Genomic DNA, 20,832 nt, shown 5'->3' with positions numbered 1-20,832 from the left:
TTTCCCTCAAGGCCATATGACGTCATAGCCAAATTCGTTTTTATTGCCAGACAGCTTCAGCATCGGTTTACCCGCGGCCTCCACTTCATCGATCAATTGGTCGTATTCATGTTTGTTGGCGTGACCCGCATGGGTAGCGGCTTCGATACGTGCGCCGCGACTGCCGGCTTGCGCCTCGATGTCGTATACCTTTGCGCCCTTTGTCAGGGCTGAGTTCAACAGCCAGATACGCTCTGCCTCCAGCCCCTTTTTAGTCACCGAAATCAATCCTTCGTAGTCATCGTCGGGAAACCAGGTGGGCGGCGTGTCGCGGGCCGCTGAATTGAAACTGTGGTTTTCTTCATGCGGGACCACTTCCAGGTTGCGGGTGTCCAGCGCATACAAAAACATTTCCGTTTGCCGCGCTCTGGTGCTTTGGTAATTGCGTTCATGATCCCAGGGGATCGGACTTCCCGCATCCGACCATTCGGAAGATTCGCTGCTGTCCGTATCGCTTGCATTGCTTRCATCACTGTCCGAATCGTCAGTGTTTCGTCCTGGGTATTTGTTGGTTTGCGAGTTGAATCGCAAGTACTCGGGATCGGGGGTTGAGGCGTACATCAGGCCCTCATTGAGGCTGAAGGTGGCGCTCATCGGCTTATGGGTGGTGGCGCCGGGGTGGTGCGCATAGCGAGGCAGCATGGCGCCGTCGTTCGCCACTTCGAACGGGGTGCGCTCGTCGCCCCTGAACAGAGCCGGTATGTCCGTTCGATACAGACAGTTGTTCTTGTTACGCCGATAGCCCAGTTTCGCCAGCAGCGCCTCGCGCAATGCGGGGGTCAGGCTGGTCTCGGGGTCATAGCCGTCATGCCGGGCATCACGCTTGAGATTCAGCTCATTGATGGCGTCTCGGCTGAATTGATCGAGGTAAAGTGGATTGCCAACGTCTTCAGTCATGCGTTTGTGCGCTAGTGCCCATGGCGGCAATGTCAGCTCGGTCTGCAGGTGCTGTTGCAGGCGAGACAGTTGGCTCGGCAGCAGGTTGTAGGATTGCAAGAGCGCCTGGCGTTCGTTCGAGGTCAGGGTCGGGTGCAGCCAGCGCAGTGAATCTCGCAGCAGGTTGACGACCGGGTCCTCCGTTACATTGGGTTCGACCCACTGTGGGGGCTTGCCCGAGGCTTGTGCTTCGCTGCGGAAGCGCTCGATATCCCGACCGTGAATCCCGTAGAGCTCCCAGATCTCCCGGTCGGTCCAGTGTGTCAGGTGGGTGGGTTGCGAGCCGAATCCTCCTGCGGGAGGGTCGACCTCAATCCAGTTTCCGTAACGATCCTTGAACGCAAACCGTGTGTCCGATTGATTCGACCCCGACCTTGGCTTGAACTCGTGATAACCCTGGGCATCCGGCGAGCGCATCGATGCGGTGTACAGTCTTTGATTGATGTAGGTTGGCGTGTCCGAAGATCGTGGTCGTTTCGGTACGACCATTGTCGCAGGCTGCTCGCTCGATGATGGCGCGGGTCGCTTCGTCGCGGTGCCACTGCCTGTCTGGAAGTCATCGCCGGTAACAGGTTTTTCACTGATCTGCGCTGTCAGGCGCCAGGTGGAACCTGTTTCGTTTTTATAAAGGATCGGGCCGGACGGATGTTGCTCCGTCAGTAACTTCATTCGATAGACACCGAGTTTTGCATCCAGATCGACATGAGCGGTCTGTAAAACGCCGCCATCGTCTACATCGACAAATTTGCGCCCGACGATGTAGCGCAAGCCGTCTGCATCCGGTGCTTGCATGCCGCGCAGAAAGTTCGCAGATAACCAGTATTTGGTCAATGATGTATCGCTCTGCGAAGAATCGGTTATTGTTCGAGTCGGCAAATCGGTTATTTCAATGGCAGGGTGGACAGGTGGATCAATGTCCGGGCGAGTTGCAAGACCATTATTGGACCTCAAAGGAGCAGTGGCGTCGGCAGGCCAGGTTCTATGGGGCACGAATATTGAAGTGCTCGAATCAGGCCTTATTGTTGGCTCGTTCGTTGATACCGGTTTATTCGGAGTTGTTACGGGTGGCTTGCGGGGTGTTTTGGGACTCATGGCAAACTCGCTTATAAAATAAAATTGATAAGTTATGTTGATCCGCCTGATGGCATTTTTGGTGAATATGAAAAAGCGATAAGTTAGTAGTTACATTGTTGAAATATGGATTGTGCGTGGTTCACGACAAAGTGGGTTTTAATGTAATTGATTTTTCAGGTCGTGAAAGGTGAAGACTTTGGAAGTGACGGGAAAATATGTAACTTCGATTATTAGTCAGGCGGATGTTCAGCGAAGACGCGGCCGCGTCGCAATCAGGCAACTCGCGAGATCAAGCACCACGCTTGTCGGAGAATTCCTTGAAGCGTGGCGAAGAAGGGACTCTGTTGCTGTGAGTCGATAGACTGGCGAACCCGTGATGTCAGTAGGCGTACCGCAACATTGCAGGGGGCAGATGACGCAAGGCGAAAAAACTGAACAATGCCAACAGTGCCGGCAGGATCAGCCACCAGACCTTGAAGGGCATGGCATTGAGGGACGTCTGGCGTTGGCTCAGCCACAAGCTCACGGCACACACGCACGCTGCCAGCATGGCGCCGGCCAGCACGTCGGTGGGCCAATGTGCGCCGAGATAAACCCGGGACAAGGCGATCGACAGTGCCGGCAGGCAGGCCAGCAGCAGCCAGGTCAGGCGCATACGCGGGGGCTGTCCGCGACCGGCGAGTACCCCAAGGGTCAGAAACAAGGCAAACGCCCCCGAAGCGTGGCCACTGGGCATGCTGTAGCTGGTCAAGGGGTCGCTGAGCACTTCCGGGCGTACCCGGGCGAAGAAGTTCTTGGTCGCGGTATTGGCCAGGGCGGTGCAGAGCAGGGTGCCGCCGGCAAACAGCGCCTGGCGCCATTGTCGGCACAGCAATAGCAGGCCGGTGAGCAGGGCACTGAACAGCAGCATGTTGCGGAACTCACCGATCAGGGTGAGTGTGATCGCGATTTCATCCAGCACGGGTTGGCGGTGTTCCTGCACCAGCGTCATCACGCCTTGATCGAGTGCCGTCAGGTACGGATAGCCGATGAACAGGCCGATCAGAATCAACAGGCTCATGCTGCCGATCCAGATGGTTGCGCGACGGTGGCGGCGCAGGCTGCTGTTGACGCTGAGTCCGATCATCACCGCAATACTGCCTGCGACAATTCCGGCTTCCAGCCAGAACCCTTCAGGCAATGGCAGGCGCAAGGCCGCCCCGGTGGCCCAACCCGGCAGCAGATAAGCCAGGCTCCAGCCGGCGGCGGCCAGCAGGCTGACAGCAGCGAAGCGCGGGAAGGGCATGTCGCACATCCCGGCGACCATTGGCAACATCGGTCGCAGCGGGCCGATGAAGCGACCGACCAACAGGCTGGCAATGCCGTAGCGCTGGAAATAGCTTTCAGCGCCGGCCATCCATTCAGGATGATGGCGCAACCCCGGTAGTCTTCGGATGTTCTGGTGGAAATGGYGCCCGAGGAAGTACGAGATCAGATCACCGAAAATCCCGCCGAGAAAGCCCAGCAACAAAGTTTCGCTCAGTGATAGCGCGCCGCTGCCGGCCAAAACGGCGACGGCGAACAGCAGCACGGTGCCTGGCACGATCAAGCCGGCAATCGCCAGGCACTCCACAAAGGCAACAATGAAGACCGCAGCAGCCAGCCACTGCGGATTGGCCGCCAGCCATCCGGTCACGCTATCGAGCCATGGGCCCATAAAACCACTCCATCAAAACTTCAATTGATCCCAAAGGATGCAGGCAATCTTCAGCAGCACTCAGTTCCCCCTTGTGGGATTTCATTTGTCGCGGATTTAGCGCATATCAGGGCCGCAAGAAATAATCCCGGCCTTCGACCTGGCCGCGTCGCAGCGGGTTGCGCGTACACCATTGCGCGTAGGTCGCGTCGACAAAGCGGTACATCAGGTGCTCATCACGGCCATGGGGAATGCCCAGGCGTGTGGTTTGAATGATGTGCGAAGGCGCCGGCCCGGTGTCTTCTACCAGAAGAACGTCATGATCGAAACGCTTGGCATCCCACATCGGAACCTTCAACCCCAGTGCCTTGCACAGCAAGGTCTGCCCGGCGCAGAGTTTCTGCGATGGCCGCGCACGTCCTTGAGCATCGGGATTGTTCAGCAGCATCTGCGCAAGGCTCGCCGGCCCGCTGATTTCATCGACCCACGGATAAGCCGATTTGATCAGCACCGCATTGCCTGGCCCTTGAGCGCTGAAGTTCAGCGAATCGCCGCCACGGGCGTAATACATATAGATGTGGCCGCCATCCAGAAATAAAGCCTTACGCTTTTCCGTGTAGCCCAGCGAGGCGTGGCTGCCTTTTTCCGCGCAGTAATAGGCTTCGGTTTCGATGATCCGCGCGCTCAGCCACAGATCGCCGACCCGATGACGGATGACTTTACCGAGCAGATCCTGCGCCAGCATTTGCGCATCTCGGTCGAAAAAGGCATCCGGTAAGCCCAGCGGCAGGCGCTCGGCGCGGTTGCGAACGGTCAGATTGGACATGGCAGGCAACGTTTATCCAGACTGAAGAGGTCGTGATGATAACAATGCACGGCTTAATTGGGCCTGAACGCTGGCGAATCAGCGTTCATTTCGACCATCCGCCCGTCACCGCTGTTAGTCCCGGGACGCGACAGCTATAATCTGCCGCTTTCCTCTTTGCCAAGACCCCAGCAGACCATGACTGAGTCCGTTCTTGACTATATGACCCGATTGGGTCGCGCCGCCCGTGAAGCCTCCCGGGTCATCGGCCGTGCCAGCACCGCGCAGAAAAACCGCGCCTTGCAGGCTGCTGCCAATGCCCTGGACGCCGCTCGCGCCGAGCTTGCAGCAGCCAATGAACAGGATCTGGCTGCCGGTCGTGCCAATGGTCTGGAGCCAGCGTTGCTGGAGCGTCTGGAACTGACCCCGGCACGCATCGACGGCATGATCGTCGGTCTGCGTCAGGTTGCTGCGCTGCCGGATCCGGTCGGTGCGATCCGCGACATGAGCTTCCGTCCGTCGGGCATTCAGGTCGGCAAGATGCGCGTGCCACTGGGCGTGATCGGGATCATCTACGAATCCCGTCCTAACGTGACCATCGATGCCGCCAGCTTGTGCCTGAAGTCCGGCAACGCGACCATCCTGCGCGGTGGCTCCGAAGCGATTAATTCCAACCGGGCGATTGCCGCGTGCATTCAGCGCGGTCTGGCCGAAGCAGAGTTGCCGGCCGCCGTGGTGCAAGTGGTCGAAACCACCGATCGCGCGGCCGTCGGCGCGCTGATCACCATGCCTGAATACGTCGATGTCATCGTGCCGCGCGGCGGTCGTGGCCTGATCGAACGTGTCAGCCGTGACGCCCGCGTACCGGTAATCAAGCACCTGGACGGCATTTGCCACGTTTACGTGAGTGAACACGCCGATCTGGCCAAGGCCCAGCGCATTGCGTTCAATGCCAAGACTTACCGTTACGGCATCTGCGGTGCCATGGAAACGCTGCTGGTGGATCAAACCGTCGCCAGGGATTTCCTGCCGGCGATGGCGGCACAGTTCCGCGAAAAAGGCGTCGAACTGCGCGGTTGTGAACGTACCCGGGCAATCATCGATGCCGTGGTCGCCACTGAAGAAGACTGGAGCACCGAATACCTGGCGCCGATTCTGTCGATCCGTGTAGTCGACGGAATGGACCAGGCCATCAAGCACATCAACCACTACGGTTCCCATCACACCGATTCGATTGTCAGCGAACACCAGGGCGAAACCCGGCGTTTCGTGGCTGAAGTCGACTCCTCGTCGGTGATGATCAATACCCCGACATGCTTCGCCGATGGCTTCGAATACGGATTGGGTGCCGAGATCGGCATTTCTACTGATAAGCTGCACGCCCGCGGCCCGGTGGGCCTCGAAGGGTTGACCTGCGAGAAGTACATCGTGGTCGGCGACGGGCAGTTGCGCGGACAGGAGCCAGCCTGACTTGGGCGACTTAGACCTGCCAGCCCCGATCGCCGTCAGCGAGCCAGTGCCTTGCCGCATTGGCGTGCTGGGCGGAACGTTCGACCCGGTGCACATCGGCCATTTGCGTGGTGCGCTGGAAGTCGCCGAAACACTGGCGCTCGATGAACTGCGACTGACACCCAGTGCCAGGCCGCCCCATCGGGATACGCCGCAGGTGTCAGCCAAAGACCGTCTGGCGATGGTCGAGTGCGCGGTAGCCGGTGTGGCGCCGTTGGTGGTGGACGCCCGCGAATTGCAGCGGGACAAACCGTCCTACACCATTGATACCCTGGAGCTGATGCGCGCCGAACTGGCCGCCGAGACCCAGGTTTTTCTGCTTTTGGGCTGGGACGCTTTTTGCGGCCTGCCCACTTGGCACCGCTGGGAAGAGTTGCTCCAGCATTGCCATATCCTGGTGTTGCAACGCCCGGATGCCGACAGCGAACCGCCGGATGCCTTGCGCAACCTGCTGGCAGCGCGCTCGGTGAGCGACCCGCTGGCCCTCAAGGGGCCGAGCGGACAGATTGCATTCGTCTGGCAGACACCGCTCGCGGTATCCGCCACCCAGATCCGTCAACTGCTGGCCAGCGGTAAGTCGGTACGTTTCCTGGTGCCCGACGCGGTCCTGGCCTACATCGATGCGCACGGTCTCTACCGTGCGTCGAACTGAATAGGAGTGCTTCAAGGCACGTGGCAACAACGTGTATCGAAGCCCCGAACATACGAGCAAAACGAGTTTTATATGACGAGCAACAACGAAACCAAAGTAAAACGCAAAGGCACGTTCAAGAGCGCCCCGCTGCCTGAGAAAGTCCTCGCTGCCGAGCCGCCTAAAGGCGACGAGCTGGTCAAGATCGCCGTAGCCGCCCTGGAAGACGTCAAGGCCCAGGACGTGCTGGTGATCGATGTTCGCGACAAGCAGAGCATCACCGACTACATGATCATCGCCACCGGTACCTCCAACCGCCAGATCGGCGCGATGCTGGACAAGGTCCGCGAAGCGGTCAAAGCCCTGGGCATCAAGCCGCTGGGTGAAGAAGGCAAGGGCGATAGCGACTGGGTGCTGCTGGACATGGACGACGTGATCGTCCACATGATGACTTCCAATGCACGCCAGTTCTACGACCTGGAGCGCCTGTGGAAAGGTGCCGAGCAGAGCCGCGCGGCCGATGGCAAACACCACAGCCCTGAAGTTGGTCACGAGCACTTCAACAAGCTCAACAAAGACCAGGAATAAGGGACCGCTGTGCGACTGCGACTGATCGCCGTCGGTTCACGCATGCCCAAATGGGTGGAAGAAGGCTGGCATGAATATGCCAAGCGTCTTCCGTCCGAGCTGGCGCTGGAACTGGTGGAAATACCGCTCAATACCCGTGGCAAGAACGCCGACGTGGCTCGCTTCATCCGTCAGGAAGGCGAAGCCATGCTGGCCAAGGTCGGGCCGAACGAGCGGATTGTCACTCTCGAAGTCCACGGCAAGCCCTGGAGCACCGAGCAGCTGGCGGTCGAGCTCGATCGCTGGCGGCTGGACTCGCGTACGGTCAACTTCATGGTCGGCGGCCCCGAAGGGCTGGCGCCGGAAGTCTGTGCCCGGGCTGACCAGCGCTGGTCGTTGTCGCCGCTGACCTTGCCGCACCCGCTGGTGCGGATCCTGATCGGCGAACAGTTGTACCGTGCCTGGACCGTGCTGTCCGGTCACCCTTACCACAAGTAGCTCTGCCCTCATGTCCCAGCCGATCCGCATCAAGGACCACGAAAAAGACGCCCGTCTGGTGCGTGGCCGCGTCGTGTTCGGGGCCATTGCAGTGGTGGCGCTGATTGGCGTGCTGATCGCGCGCCTGTATTTCCTGCAGGTGATCCAGTACGAGTACCACTCGACCCTGTCGGAAAACAACCGCGTCCATGTGCAGCCGATTCCGCCGCCCCGTGGCTTGATTTTCGACCGCAATGGCGTGGTGATTGCCGATAACCGGCCGAGTTTCAGCCTGAGCATGACCCGCGAGCGTTCCGGCGACTGGCAGCAGGTGCTCGACGTGATCGTCGAAGTGCTGCAACTGACGCCCGAGGACCGGGTGATCTTCGAGAAGCGCATGCGTCAGGGCCGCCGGCCGTTCGAGCCGGTGCCGATCCTGTTTGAGCTGACCGAAGAGCAGATTGCGCGCATCGCCGTGAACCAGTTCCGCCTGCCAGGCGTAGAAGTGGTCGCGCAACTGGTCCGTCACTATCCGCAGGGTGCGCATTTTGCGCACTCGGTGGGTTACATGGGGCGGATCAACGAGAAAGAGTTGAAGACTCTGGATCCGGTGAGTTACAGCGGCACCCATCAAATTGGCAAAACCGGCATCGAGCGTTTCTACGAGCCTGAATTGCACGGCCAGGTGGGTTACGAGGAAGTCGAGACCAACGCCCGGGGCCGCGTATTGCGCGTGCTCAAGCGTACCGATCCGATTCCCGGCAAGGACATCGTCCTGAGCCTGGACATCAAATTGCAGGAAGCCGCCGAAGCTGCGCTGGGTGGTCGTCGTGGTGCGGTGGTAGCGCTGGACCCGAAAACCGGTGAAGTGCTGGCGATGGTCAGCCAGCCGAGTTTCGACCCGAACCTGTTCGTCACCGGCATCAGCTCCAGGGCCTATTCCGAGCTGCGCGATTCCATCGACCGGCCGTTGTTCAACCGCGTGCTGCGTGGCCTGTACCCGCCGGGCTCGACCATCAAGCCGGCGGTGGCGATTGCCGGCCTGGATTCCGGCGTGGTGACCGCTTCGACCCGAGTGTTCGACCCTGGTTACTACATGCTGCCCAACTACGACCATAAATACCGTAACTGGAACCGTACCGGCGACGGTTTTGTCGACCTCGATACGGCGATCATGCGTTCTAACGACACCTACTTCTATGACCTGGCCCACAAGCTGGGGATCGATCGGTTGTCGTCGTATCTGTCCAAGTTCGGCATCGGTCAGAAGGTTTCCCTGGATATGTTCGAGGAGTCGCCGGGTCTGATGCCGACCCGCGAATGGAAGCGTGCGACCCGCCGGCAGGCTTGGTTCCCGGGTGAAACGCTGATTCTGGGGATCGGTCAGGGCTACATGCAATCGACCCCGTTGCAACTGGCCCAGGCCACCACACTGGTGGCCAACAAAGGCATCTGGAATCGTCCGCACCTGGCCAGGACCATCGAAGGCGAGAAGCCAGTGGACCCTAACCCGATGCCGGACATTATCCTGCGCGACCCGTCGGACTGGACCAAGGTCAACCACGGCATGCAGCAGGTTATGCATGGTGCCCGGGGTACGGCGCGCAAAGCCTCGATCGGCGCGCAATACCGAATCGCCGGCAAGTCGGGTACGGCCCAGGTGGTCGCGATCAAGCAGGGTGAAAAGTACGACCGCTCCAAGGTCCAGGAGCGTCACCGTGACCACGCCTTGTTCGTCGGCTTCGCGCCGGCCGACGACCCGAAAATCGTGGTGTCGGTGATGGTCGAGAACGGCGAGTCCGGCTCCGGCGTCGCAGCTCCTGTGGTGCGTCAAGTCATGGATGCCTGGCTCCTGGACCAGGACGGTCGGTTGAAGCCCGAATACGCCAGCCCTATCAGTGCAGAGGCTACCGCCCGTGATGAATAACTTCGATCGCATGCTCTCCAGCGAGGATGTGATGCGTCGCCGTGCGACGCTGCTGCAACGCCTGCACATCGACGGCCCATTGTTGATCCTGCTGCTGACTCTCGCCGCCGGCAGCCTGTTCGTGCTGTATTCGGCCAGTGGCAAAAGCTGGGATCTGCTGGGCAAGCAAGCCACTTCGTTCGGCATCGGCCTGGTGTCGATGATCGTCATCGCCCAGTTCGAGCCGCGCTTCATGGCGCGCTGGGTGCCGCTGGGCTACGTGGTCGGGGTAATGCTGTTGCTGGTGGTGGACATCATGGGCCACAACGCCATGGGCGCCACCCGCTGGATCAACATTCCCGGGGTGATCCGCTTCCAGCCCTCGGAATTCATGAAAATCCTGATGCCGGCGACGATCGCCTGGTACTTGTCCAAACGCACCTTGCCGCCCCAGCTCAAGCATGTGGGCGTCAGCCTGATGCTGATCGGCGTGCCGTTCATTCTGATCGTGCGTCAACCGGACCTCGGCACTTCGCTGCTGATCCTGGCCGGCGGCGCTTTCGTATTGTTCATGGGTGGCTTGCGCTGGCGCTGGATCCTCGGCGTACTGGCCGCCGCCGTGCCCGTGGCGGTTGCCATGTGGTTCTTCATCATGCACGACTACCAGAAGCAGCGAATTCTGACGTTCCTCGATCCGGAGAGCGATCCGCTTGGTACGGGCTGGAACATCATCCAGTCCAAGGCCGCCATCGGTTCCGGCGGTGTGTTCGGCAAGGGCTGGTTGCTGGGCACCCAGTCGCACCTGGACTTCCTGCCGGAAAGCCACACCGACTTCATCATTGCAGTAATGGGTGAAGAATTCGGCCTGGTGGGGATCTGCGCGCTGTTGCTGATCTACCTGCTGTTGATCGGCCGCGGACTGGTGATTACCGCCCAGGCGCAGACATTGTTCGGCAAGTTGCTCGCGGGCAGCCTGACCATGACGTTTTTTGTTTATGTTTTCGTCAACATCGGTATGGTCAGTGGCCTGTTGCCGGTGGTGGGGGTGCCGTTGCCGTTCATTAGCTACGGAGGAACTTCGCTGGTGACGCTGCTGTCAGCGTTTGGGGTTTTGATGTCGATCCATACCCATCGCAAGTGGATCGCACAGGTTTGAATAAGGTGAAACTTTCAATGCAAGTAATGCGTGGCTGGGTGACTCGGTATGCGCCATGGGTCGGCCTGGTAAGCATCCTTGGCACCGTGCAGGAAGCGTTGGCCGGCGACTACGAAGGCTCACCCCAGGTGGCCGAATTCGTCGGTGAAATGACCCGCGACTATGGTTTCGCCGGTGAACAATTGATGGGCGTGTTCCGCGAAGCCGAGCGCAAGCAGTCGATTCTGGACGCCATTTCGAAACCCGCCGAACGGGTCAAGCAGTGGAGCGAATATCGCCCGATGTTCATCACCGATGCGCGCATAGCCCGGGGTGTGGATTTCTGGCGTCAGCACGAAGCGGTGTTGGCCCGTGCCGAGCAGGAATACGGCGTTCCGGCCCAGGTGATAGTCTCGATCATCGGCGTTGAAACCTTTTTCGGCCGTAATACCGGAAATTTCCGGGTGATCGATGCCTTGTCGACCCTGGGTTTCGACTATCCTCCCCGTGCCGAGTTTTTCCGCAAGGAATTGCGTGAGTTCCTGCTGCTGGCCCGCGAAGAGCAGGTCGATCCGTTGACGCTCAAAGGCTCTTACGCCGGCGCAATGGGGTTGCCGCAATTCATGCCGAGCAGTTTCCGCGCCTATGCGGTGGATTTCGACGGTGATGGCCATATCAACATCTGGACCAACCCCGACGATGCCATTGGTAGTGTCGCCAGTTACTTCAAGCGTCATGGCTGGGGCGCCGGCGAACCGGTGGTCAGCCGTGCCGATGTCCGTGGCGATCAGGTCGACGAGGGTTTGACCGCAGGAATCGAACCAACGAAAACCGTCGGGGAGTTGCGAGCCCTGGGGTGGTCAAGTCATGATGCGCTGCGCGATGATATGCCGGTTACCGCTTTCCGCCTGGAAGGCGACAATGGCTCCGAGTACTGGATGGGCCTGAAGAATTTTTACGCGATCACGCGTTATAACCGCAGCGTGATGTACGCCATGGCCGTACATCAACTGTCTGAACAGCTGGTCCAAGCACGGGGCGTCAAGTAATGCGGGCATTGCCTATCAATAAACCCCTGAAGTTGATGGCATTCGCCGCGTTGGCTGTGCTGGTCGCCAGTTGTTCGACCAGCCGCGCGCCAGCCCAGAAGTCCACCACCGCCGTGCGCTCGACGCCGGGGCTGGACATCAACCGTGCCCACAAGGATGGCGCGCCATGGTGGGATGTCGATGTGTCGCGCATCCCGGACGCCACGCCGACCCTGCATACCGGCCCGTACAAGGCCAGCCCGTACTCGGTACTGGGCAAAACCTATTTTCCGTTGCAAGAATCCAAGACGTACGTGCAGTCGGGTACGGCGTCCTGGTATGGCACCAAGTTCCATGGTCAGAACACCGCCAACGGCGAAGTCTATGACCTGTACGGCATGAGTGCCGCACACAAGACCTTACCGCTGCCGAGTTACGTTCGGGTGACCAACCTGGACAACAACAAGAGCGTGATCCTGCGCGTCAACGATCGTGGGCCGTTCTACTCGGACCGGATCATCGACCTGTCATACGCGGCCGCCAAGAAACTCGGTTATGCCGAGACCGGTACCGCGCGGGTCAAGGTCGAGGGCATCGATCCACAACAGTGGTGGGCCGCCAAGGGCCGTCCGGCGCCTTTAATGCTCAACGAGCCGCAAGTCGCGCAGAATAGCGCCCCGGTGATCACGGCCTCGGCCGGCACCGTCGAGCAATGGACACCACCGCCGCAGCAACACGCCGCAGCCGTTGTGCCCGTACAACTTGCTGACGCAAAAAAAAACGCTTCTGCACCAGCCTCTGGCCAGTATCTGCAGGTGGGCGCGTTCGCCAACCCGGACGCTGCAGAACTCCTGAGATCGAAGCTCAGCGGGATGGTGAGCGCTCCGGTGTTCATCAGCTCGATCGTGCGCAATCAGCAGACCCTGCATCGGGTTCGCCTGGGCCCGATCGGATCGCCGGGTGAAATCCAGCAGGTGCAGAACAGTGTGCGCCTGGCCAATCTCGGTTCGCCAAGTGTTGTGACTGAGTAAAACGTAGAACTTGATTGACGGTTCGTCTGCAGTTTTGGGGGATGAACCAGGTTGTTGGCTCGTCGAAGAACAAAAGCCCGGCAAAGGGTGGCTGGAGTGAGCAACTGAACACGCGATGACTCGTTAGAAAGTCATCTGATTAAATTTTGCCTTCGGGCAGTTTCCATTAGCGATTTCGAGAGACGGATGAACATCACCACCTTTGCCAAACGCCTGTGCCTTCTAGTCCCGCTGCTCCTCTCTCCAGCCGCCTTCGCGGTCGAGATGATGCCGTCGCCACCGCAACTGGCTGCCAAGGCCTACGTGCTCATGGATGCCAGCAGCGGCAACGTGCTGGTCGAGAACAATGGTGATCAGCGTCTGCCGCCGGCCAGCCTGACCAAGCTGATGACCGCGTACATCGCGACCCTGGAAATCCGTCGCGGCCAGATCGGCGAAAACGATCCGGTGACCGTCAGCGAAAACGCCTGGCGTACCGGCGGTTCGCGGATGTTCATCAAGGTCGGTTCGCAGGTCACTGTCAGCGACCTGCTGCACGGCATCATCATCCAGTCGGGCAACGACGCCAGCGTCGCGCTCTCCGAGCACATCGCCGGCAGCGAAGACGCTTTCGCCGACCTGATGAACAAGACCGTCGCCGACCTGGGCATGACCAACACCCACTTCATGAACCCGACCGGCTTGCCAAACCCTGAGCACTATTCGTCGGCTCACGACATGGCTGTGCTGGCCCGCGCGATCATCCACGAAGACCCGGCTCACTACGCGATCTACTCGCAGAAAGAGTTCTTCTGGAACGGCATCAAGCAACCGAACCGTAACCTGCTGCTGTGGCGCGACAAGACCGTCGATGGCCTGAAAACCGGCCACACCGACGAAGCCGGCTACTGCATGGTGTCTTCGGCCGTACGTGATGGCATGCGCCTGATCGCCGTGGTGTTCGGCACCAACAGCGAAGTGGCTCGTGCCGCAGAAACCCAGAAGCTGCTGACCTACGGTTTCCGCTTCTTCGAAACCCAGACCTTCTATCAGAAGGGCGCCGAGCTGGCTCAGGCTCCAGTCTGGAAGGGCTCCACGAACCAGGTCAAGGCTGGCCTGGCTGAAGACCTGACCATGACCCTGCCCAAAGGCCAGCTGAAAAAGCTCGCTGCCAGCATGACCATGAACCCGCAGCTGGTCGCGCCAATCGCCAAGGGCGACGTGATCGGTAAAGTCGAAGTGAAACTGGACGACAAGGTCGTGCACAGCGCTGATCTGATCGCTCTGGACGCTGTCGAGGAAGGTGGTATCTTCCGCCGCATGTGGGATAGCATCCGTCTATTCTTCTACGGCTTGTTCAACTGAATTTAGTGTGCACCTGCATGGCTCCGCGTTGATCTGGCGCGCAGCCATGCCCGTCGCCACGGCTTACGCTTACGAGGCCGTTACGCCATGACCGATACCGAAGTAAAGGCGCCAAAGATCGAATTCCCGGTCACTGACTATCCCGTTAAGGTAATCAGCGATACCGGTGTGGGCAACAAGGACAAGATCATCAAGATCGTCGAGAAACACGCCAAGATCAACGATGAGCGTGTTGACGAACGCCAGAGCAGCAACGGCAAATACACCACCATTCAGTTGCACATCGTCGCGACCGACCAGGACCAGCTGTACAACATCAACAGCGAACTGCGGGCCACCGGTTTCGTGCACATGGTGCTGTGATGTCTGGCGCGCTGGGCTTTCGCGAGCTCGGCCAGATGGCTTACGAGCCGGTCTGGCATGCCATGCAACGCTTCACCAACGAACGCGGCAGCGATGCCGCCGACGAGATCTGGCTGGTAGAGCATCCACCGGTGTTCACCCAGGGCCAGGCGGGCAAGGCCGAACATTTGCTGCTCCCCGGTGATATTCCGGTAGTGCAGGTCGATCGTGGTGGCCAGGTGACCTACCATGGGCCTGGCCAGTTGGTGGCTTATCTGCTGCTGGACGTGCGCAAGCTCGGGTTTGGTGTGCGCGATCTGGTCACCCGGATGGAGCAGTGCCTGATCGAGCTGCTGGCCAGTTACGGCGTAACCGCCGTGGCCAAACCCGATGCACCGGGTGTCTACGTCGACGGGGCGAAAATCGCCTCGCTGGGTCTGCGGATCCGCCATGGCTGCTCCTTTCATGGCCTGGCCCTGAACGTGGACATGAACCTGGAACCGTTTCGACGGATTAATCCCTGCGGCTATGCCGGGCTGGCGATGACCCAGCTGAGCGATCACGCAGGATCGATTGAATTTGCCGAGGTAAGTGCCCGGCTGCGCGCGCAGCTCGTCAAACACCTCGACTATGCTGAGCAGACGACCCTGACGGGCGGAATCGACTGATATGACTACTGATGCAGTGCAAACCATGATCCCGACGCTCGATGTCACCGAGCGCCCGGCCCCGCGTCCCAAGGTAGAAGCCGGCGTCAAGCTGCGCGGCGCCGAAAAGGTTGCACGCATCCCGGTGAAGATCATCCCGACTACGGAATTGCCGAAAAAGCCGGACTGGATTCGTGTCCGCATCCCGGTTTCACCGGAAGTCGACCGCATCAAGGCCCTGCTGCGCAAACACAAGCTGCACAGCGTGTGCGAAGAGGCGTCCTGCCCGAACCTGGGCGAGTGCTTCTCCGGCGGCACCGCGACCTTCATGATCATGGGTGACATCTGCACCCGTCGTTGCCCGTTCTGCGACGTCGGCCACGGCCGTCCGAAGCCACTGGACGTCAACGAGCCGGAAAGCCTGGCCATCGCCATCGCCGACCTGAAACTCAAGTACGTGGTGATCACCTCGGTGGACCGTGATGACCTGCGTGACGGCGGTGCCCAGCACTTTGCCGACTGCATCCGCGAAATCCGCAAACTGTCGCCGAATGTGCAGCTCGAAACCCTGGTCCCGGACTACCGTGGCCGCATGGACATCGCGCTGCAAATCACCGCTGCCGAGCCACCGGATGTGTTCAACCACAACCTGGAAACCGTGCCGCGCCTGTACAAGGCCGCGCGTCCGGGCTCGGACTACCAGTGGTCGCTGACCCTGCTGCAACGTTTCAAGCAGATGATGCCGCACATTCCGACCAAGTCCGGTCTGATGCTGGGCCTGGGCGAGACCGACGAAGAAGTCATCGAAGTCATGAAGCGCATGCGCGAACACGACATCGACATGCTGACCCTCGGCCAGTACCTGCAACCGTCCCGCAGCCACTTGCCGGTGCAGCGCTTCGTGCACCCGGACACCTTCGCCTGGTTCGCCGAGGAAGGCTACAAGATGGGCTTCAAGAACGTGGCGTCCGGTCCGTTGGTACGCTCTTCGTATCACGCTGACGAGCAGGCCAAGCTGGTCAAGGCCGAGCTGATGTCGTCCTGATTCTGCGCTGTGAAAAGTGCCCGCAAGGTTTAATCGGCCTTGCGGGCTTTTTTTGCCCGTCTGACAGTGATTTCGGCCCTTTCCTGCGAACGACGGGACGATTGATCCCCTTCTGTTTGTCGCCGTTCCTGACTAATGTGTGCTTGACGCTTCTACGCTGGGAGATCCATGGATGACCGCAAGACCTGACCCCACGCTCATGCCTCACACGCCTGTACCGGCGTTGCCGATGCAAGGGTTGATCGCCGTGATCGCGCCTGCCGGCCCTGCTGCGCTGGACACCGGCAAGGCCATAGCCTGGATGCGCGCACGTGGTTACTCGCTGCGGATATTTCCCGGGGTGTTCGAGAAGGATGGCTACCTCGCCGGCAGCGACGATGTACGACTCAATGACCTGCACGCCGCGTTCACCGACCCGGAGGTCGATGCCATCATTTGCCTGCGCGGCGGATACGGCACGCCTCGGTTGCTTGATCGCGTCGATTTCCAGTTGCTGCGCCACCACGCCAAGCCATTCATCGGCTACAGCGACATCACCGCGTTGCATTTGGCGATCAGCCGTTATGCGGGTTTTGTGACCTTCCATGGCCCGCTGCTCAACGCCGATCTGCTGGGTGAGCGGCTGCCACCTACCGAATCCTCTTTTTTTAACATGCTCCGTGGGCAATGCAGGGCCGGTAGCGTGCTCACGCATCCGATTGGCCGCCCGTTGACAACGATCGTACCGGGTGTCGCTCATGGGCGCCTGCTCGGTGGCAACCTGTCGATGATTGCCGCGACGATGGGTACGCCCTACCAGATCGATGCCGAGGGCGTCATTCTGTTCATCGAAGATATCAACGAGCCGCTGTATCGCATCGACCGGTTGCTGACCCATCTGCGTCTTGCGGGAACCCTGCACAAGCTGCGTGGGGTGCTGGTGGGGGACATCGCGGGAGTTGAGGTGGTCGCGCTGGAGCGCTTGCTCAAGCAGACGTTCGAGCCATTGCCGATTCCGGTGCTGTCCGGCTGGCGCAGTGGGCATTGCAACCCGAACCTGACGTTGCCGATGGGGGCGTTGGTGCGGCTGGATGCGGGGAACAAGGAGTTGCTGTTGGAACAGGATGTGGTTACCAGGCGCTAGATATTTTTCGCCTGTCAGGCAGTCATCGCGAGCAGGCTCGCTCCTACAAAGTTTGAGGTGTACGCAAGTGGCGTGATCACCTTTGAACCTGTGGGAGCGAGCCTGCTCGCGATGGCGGTATTCGCCATACGACAAACTATCGGTTACGCAATCCTTCCAGCAATTTGTGCGTCGGGTACCCATCCGCCGGCCAGCCAAACGACTGTTGGGCGCTGCGGATCGCCTTGCGCGTGTTGGCGCCAATGATTCCGTCGGCAGTGCCGGCATCGTAGTTTTGTGTGCTCAGCAGGTTTTGCAGCTCGATCCGCTCGGTACGGCTCAGTGGCAGGTCATCCTTTGGCCACGTGCCGCTGATCAGTCCCGCGCCATTGAAGCGTTCGGACAACAGGCTCACCCCCAAGGCGTAGGAGGACGAGTTGTTGTACTTGAGGATCGCCCGGAAGTTATCGAGCACCAGGAACGCCGGTCCACGGTAACCGGCCGGCAGCAGCAGGGCCGCGGACAATTGCTCGGAGCCGGCCGGGACCTGGCTGCCGTTGGGCAGCGTAACACCYAGTTGGCGCCATTCGGCGACGCTCTTGCGAGTCGTGCCATCGGCCAGCACGTAATTGAACCCGCCTGGCAACTGCACTTCGAAGCCCCACGGCTGGCCTCTCTGCCAGCCTGAGCTTTGCAGGTAATGCGCGGTCGAGGCCAGGGCATCAGCCGAGCTGCCCCAGATATCGCGGCGTCCGTCGCCATCGAAGTCCACGGCATGGGTGTTGTAGGTGGTCGGGATGAACTGGGTCTGGCCCATGGCACCGGCCCAGGATCCGAGCATCTTCTCGGGTTCGATATCGCCTTGTTGCAGGATTTGCAGGGCGGCAATCAATTGTGCGTGGGCGAAACCGGGGCGACGGCCTTCGTAGGCCAGGGTCGCCAGCGAGTTGATCACCGACTTGCTGCCCTGGAATTGGCCAAAGTTGCTTTCCATGCCCCACACGGCCACCAGCGCCTGACGATCAACGCCGTAACGCTGCTCGATGCTTTGCAGGATGTCGGCGTACTGGTTGACCAGCGACTGGCCTTTGCGTACCCGCAGTGGCGACAAGGCGCCGTCGAGGTATTCCCACACCGGTTTTGCGAATTCCGGTTGGCTGCGATCGGCACGAATCACACTGGGGTCGAAGCTGACATCGGCGAAAGCGCGATCAAACAGATCGGCGCGGATACCGGCGGCCAAGGCATCCTTGCGGAAACCCGCCTGCCATTCAGCGAAGGTCTGGGTGGGTTGGATGTCGAGGTTCTCACCGTTCGGAACCACAGGCGGAATAACCGCCGGGGCGGTGGCGACAGGGAGGGTCTGAAGCGGCTGGGCGTCGGCGGCGGTGGGTTTTTCCGCGCAGGCGACTAGCAAAACGAGGCTGGAGGCAGCAATCAATTGGCGCAAGTGCCAACGACGGGAAAGACAAAAGGGCATGCACGGGTCCAGGGAATATGGATCAGGTGCAGACCTTAACATGTTGAGCGGATGCTTGCCTTTCAGGCCGCCAGAAAGTAAGAAGCCTCCCAGCTGTCAGACTGGAAGGCTTCGCGGCGGTAGCTGCCTTTGCCCTTGGTGGGGCGTTCCTGGCGGCTGCGGAACAATGGCCGGGCAATGATGGATTTGGCCTTGTTGGGGCCATGCTTCGATGGCTTTTTGCTCATGATGATTTCTCGCAAGTGAGTGGTTTTTGCGGGGCAAATCATCGGCCGAAGTACAGGTTCTGTCTATAGGGGCGATGGATGTGGATTTTGTAGGAAGAAAGATCTCTTGATCTCACTCGGCAGGCAACGTCAATTTTTGCCCAGCCATCAATAACGTCAACCGGCTCAAGCTCATCCACGGCGAACCCGCAGCCTGGCCCTTGATCTGTGCGTCGATACGCTGTGCTTCGAGCAAAAGCTGCGCCCAGCGTTGGGCCGAATAGCGTTGCAGGGCTTTGCTCATCAACGGTTTGCGCTTGTCCCAGACCGGAGGTTTGGCCTGGCTGAAGGCCTTGTCCAGGGGCGTGCCCTGGCTGTATTGCAGCGAAATGTTGGCCAGCAGGCGCAACTCCCGGGCCAGGGCCCAGAGAATCACCGGCGGCTCGACGCCTTCACCGCGCAAGCCTTCGAGCATGCGCAACGCATGGGCCGCTTCACCATTGAGCACCGCATCGGTCAGGCCAAAGACGTCGAAGCGCGCACTGTCGGCCACCGCCGCCTGCACGGTTTCAACGGTGATCTGACCCCCTTCGGCCATCAGTTTGAGCTTTTCGATTTCCTGGGCGGCGGCCAGCAAATTGCCCTCGACCCGCGCCGCGATCAGCTCAACGGCGTCCTGGCTGGCGGAAAGCCCGGCCTGGGACAGGCGTTGGCGGATCCAGCTTGGCAACTGGGCGACATCGACTGGCCAGATCTGCACGAACTGGGTCTGCTGTCCTTCGACCAGCGCTTTGCCCCACTTGGTTTTCTGCGCACTGCCATCGAGTTTCGGCAGGCTGATCAGCAGTACGGTGTCGTCAGCCGGGCGCGAGCAGTACTCGATCAGCGCGGCGGCACCTTTGTCGCCGGGTTTACCGGAAGGCAAGCGCAGTTCCAGCAGGCGCTTTTCGGCGAACAGCGACATGCTGGCACCGGCTTGCAGCAGCGTCCCCCAGTCGAAACTGGCGTCGGCGGCAAACACCTGGCGTTCATCGAATCCCTGCTGACGGGCGGCGGCGCGAACAGCGTCGGCCGCCTCCTGGCACAACAACGGGTCATCGCCGCTGATGATGTAGACCGGCGCAAGGGCACCTTGCAGGTGTTTGGCGAGTTGGGCGGGGGCGAGTTTCATAAGAGAGGGCGAACGGGGCGCCTGAGCGCCCCGTAAGTCTTACTGCTGCGGCAGTTCGACAGGCGACTGACGCGGGGTATCCGCTTCAGCCTTCTTTGCCGCTTCCAGTGCTGCGGCATCAGCCTTGGCCCTGGCTTCAGCCGTCTGCTGCAGCTGATCCAGTTGACCTGGGCTCAGTTGTTGCAGGCGCAGCATCATGCGCTGAACCAGCTCGCGGCGGGCTTCTGTCCGGGCCGTTGCGGCTTCCTGGTCGGAACCCACCAGGTTGTTGCCGTCGTGCATGTAGATTTTCTGCACTTCAAGCTTGTCGCTCATAAGTGGCAGGTCACCGCGACCACGGATGTCGTAGTTCAATACGGTGGTCACCTGGTACTCGCCAGCACGACCGGCACCTGCGTAGCTGAGGATGCGTTGGCTTTCCTGCTCATCGGTCAGCACCAGTTTGTAAGGTGCGCCGTTGTAGACCTTGACGCCGCTGCCCTCCAGTACCTGACGCAATTGGGTCACGGTTGGGCCGTAAGCGTTACGGGCGCTCAGGTCGAGTTCCTTGATCGCCAGTTCGTCGGTGCCGGTGCCGCGCAGCTGGAAACCGCAGGCGCTCAACAGAACCGCGAGGCCCATCACCAGCAGATTGCGTTTGATCATCTTGTTGCTCCCCTTGAAACCATGTGGGCCGATCAAG

The 20,832-nt window shown here is 60.2% G+C and carries 21 protein-coding genes; 14 read left to right on the top strand and 7 right to left on the bottom strand.

The annotated features are described in order from the left end of the window. Positions 1-6: 6 nt before the first annotated feature. The gene (locus ACXRVY_RS00280; protein ID WP_458236941.1) at positions 7-1,743 is read right to left on the bottom strand and encodes a hypothetical protein; all 1,737 of its coding nucleotides are present in this window, start codon (positions 1,741-1,743) and stop codon (positions 7-9) included. Positions 1,744-1,765: 22 nt separating this feature from the next. Here ACXRVY_RS00280 and ACXRVY_RS00275 point away from each other — a divergent pair, with 22 nt between their 5' ends. Continuing rightward, a complete protein-coding gene (locus ACXRVY_RS00275) occupies positions 1,766-2,089 on the top strand; it encodes a hypothetical protein (RefSeq protein WP_223460891.1) in 324 nt (107 codons plus the stop codon). Positions 2,090-2,428: 339 nt separating this feature from the next. Here the strand turns inward: ACXRVY_RS00275 and ACXRVY_RS00270 are convergent, their stop codons facing one another. Further along, positions 2,429-3,745: a bifunctional DedA family/phosphatase PAP2 family protein gene (locus ACXRVY_RS00270; protein ID WP_458236940.1), complete on the bottom strand. Its 1,317-nt coding sequence runs from the start codon at positions 3,743-3,745 to the stop codon at positions 2,429-2,431. Positions 3,746-3,851: 106 nt separating this feature from the next. After that, a complete protein-coding gene (locus ACXRVY_RS00265) occupies positions 3,852-4,550 on the bottom strand; it encodes a DNA-3-methyladenine glycosylase (protein WP_223460895.1) in 699 nt (232 codons plus the stop codon). A 177-nt stretch (positions 4,551-4,727) separates the two neighbouring features. On the opposite strand from ACXRVY_RS00265, the gene ACXRVY_RS00260 reads away from it, so the two are divergent. The 13 genes from ACXRVY_RS00260 (at position 4,728) to ACXRVY_RS00200 (ending at position 17,314) form a co-directional block, all read left to right on the top strand. Then, positions 4,728-5,999 (top strand): glutamate-5-semialdehyde dehydrogenase, encoded by a 1,272-nt coding sequence (locus ACXRVY_RS00260; protein WP_223460897.1) that lies wholly within the window; start codon positions 4,728-4,730, stop codon positions 5,997-5,999. Position 6,000: 1 nt separating this feature from the next. Continuing rightward, positions 6,001-6,690, top strand: coding sequence for a nicotinate-nucleotide adenylyltransferase (gene nadD, locus ACXRVY_RS00255; protein WP_263289728.1), 690 nt, complete (start codon positions 6,001-6,003; stop codon positions 6,688-6,690). A 72-nt stretch (positions 6,691-6,762) separates the two neighbouring features. Then, positions 6,763-7,257: a ribosome silencing factor gene (gene rsfS, locus ACXRVY_RS00250; RefSeq protein ID WP_110658309.1), complete on the top strand. Its 495-nt coding sequence runs from the start codon at positions 6,763-6,765 to the stop codon at positions 7,255-7,257. A gap of 9 nt (positions 7,258-7,266) precedes the next feature. Next, positions 7,267-7,734 (top strand): 23S rRNA (pseudouridine(1915)-N(3))-methyltransferase RlmH, encoded by a 468-nt coding sequence (gene rlmH / locus ACXRVY_RS00245; RefSeq protein WP_003185785.1) that lies wholly within the window; start codon positions 7,267-7,269, stop codon positions 7,732-7,734. 10 nt (positions 7,735-7,744) lie between these two features. Continuing rightward, positions 7,745-9,640 carry a penicillin-binding protein 2 gene (mrdA, locus tag ACXRVY_RS00240; RefSeq protein ID WP_223460899.1) on the top strand — a complete coding sequence of 632 codons (1,896 nt, stop codon included), beginning with the start codon at positions 7,745-7,747 and terminating at the stop codon, positions 9,638-9,640. A 31-nt stretch (positions 9,641-9,671) separates the two neighbouring features. Further along, a complete protein-coding gene (gene rodA / locus ACXRVY_RS00235) occupies positions 9,672-10,775 on the top strand; it encodes a rod shape-determining protein RodA (protein ID WP_108216488.1) in 1,104 nt (367 codons plus the stop codon). Between the two features lie 17 nt (positions 10,776-10,792). Beyond that, complete coding sequence (mltB, locus tag ACXRVY_RS00230; RefSeq protein WP_223460901.1) at positions 10,793-11,803, top strand: lytic murein transglycosylase B; 1,011 nt, start codon at positions 10,793-10,795, stop codon at positions 11,801-11,803. Beyond that, on the top strand, positions 11,803-12,813 hold the full coding sequence (locus tag ACXRVY_RS00225; RefSeq protein WP_223460903.1) for a septal ring lytic transglycosylase RlpA family protein: 1,011 nt from the start codon (positions 11,803-11,805) through the stop codon (positions 12,811-12,813). The genes mltB and ACXRVY_RS00225 overlap by 1 nt, the downstream gene beginning before the upstream one ends. Positions 12,814-12,999: 186 nt before the next feature. Continuing rightward, on the top strand, positions 13,000-14,157 hold the full coding sequence (locus ACXRVY_RS00220) for a D-alanyl-D-alanine carboxypeptidase family protein (RefSeq protein ID WP_223460905.1): 1,158 nt from the start codon (positions 13,000-13,002) through the stop codon (positions 14,155-14,157). 87 nt (positions 14,158-14,244) lie between these two features. Continuing rightward, complete coding sequence (locus tag ACXRVY_RS00215) at positions 14,245-14,520, top strand: DUF493 domain-containing protein (protein WP_007990615.1); 276 nt, start codon at positions 14,245-14,247, stop codon at positions 14,518-14,520. Next, positions 14,520-15,167 carry a lipoyl(octanoyl) transferase LipB gene (lipB, locus tag ACXRVY_RS00210; RefSeq protein WP_223460907.1) on the top strand — a complete coding sequence of 216 codons (648 nt, stop codon included), beginning with the start codon at positions 14,520-14,522 and terminating at the stop codon, positions 15,165-15,167. Before ACXRVY_RS00215 ends, lipB begins: the two co-directional genes overlap by 1 nt. Before the next feature lie 25 nt (positions 15,168-15,192). Then, on the top strand, positions 15,193-16,191 hold the full coding sequence (gene lipA, locus ACXRVY_RS00205; RefSeq protein ID WP_160385797.1) for a lipoyl synthase: 999 nt from the start codon (positions 15,193-15,195) through the stop codon (positions 16,189-16,191). Between the two features lie 172 nt (positions 16,192-16,363). Further along, positions 16,364-17,314, top strand: coding sequence for a S66 peptidase family protein (locus ACXRVY_RS00200; protein WP_223460909.1), 951 nt, complete (start codon positions 16,364-16,366; stop codon positions 17,312-17,314). 136 nt (positions 17,315-17,450) lie between these two features. On the opposite strand, the gene ACXRVY_RS00195 is transcribed toward ACXRVY_RS00200, so the two are convergent. From ACXRVY_RS00195 to ACXRVY_RS00180, 4 genes are all read right to left on the bottom strand, one after another. Then, on the bottom strand, positions 17,451-18,773 hold the full coding sequence (locus ACXRVY_RS00195) for a lytic murein transglycosylase (RefSeq protein WP_223460911.1): 1,323 nt from the start codon (positions 18,771-18,773) through the stop codon (positions 17,451-17,453). Positions 18,774-18,835: 62 nt separating this feature from the next. Then, on the bottom strand, positions 18,836-19,000 hold the full coding sequence (arfA, locus tag ACXRVY_RS00190; protein ID WP_223460913.1) for an alternative ribosome rescue factor ArfA: 165 nt from the start codon (positions 18,998-19,000) through the stop codon (positions 18,836-18,838). A gap of 112 nt (positions 19,001-19,112) precedes the next feature. Continuing rightward, entirely contained in the window at positions 19,113-20,150 is a 1,038-nt protein-coding gene (gene holA, locus ACXRVY_RS00185; protein ID WP_223460916.1) for a DNA polymerase III subunit delta, read from the bottom strand. Between the two features lie 39 nt (positions 20,151-20,189). Next, complete coding sequence (locus ACXRVY_RS00180) at positions 20,190-20,795, bottom strand: LPS-assembly lipoprotein LptE (protein WP_223460918.1); 606 nt, start codon at positions 20,793-20,795, stop codon at positions 20,190-20,192. Positions 20,796-20,832: the final 37 nt, after the last annotated feature.

This window comes from Pseudomonas sp. P5_A2_2 (assembly GCF_054177685.1).
This window is presented reverse-complemented; position numbering and strand designations above follow the sequence as displayed.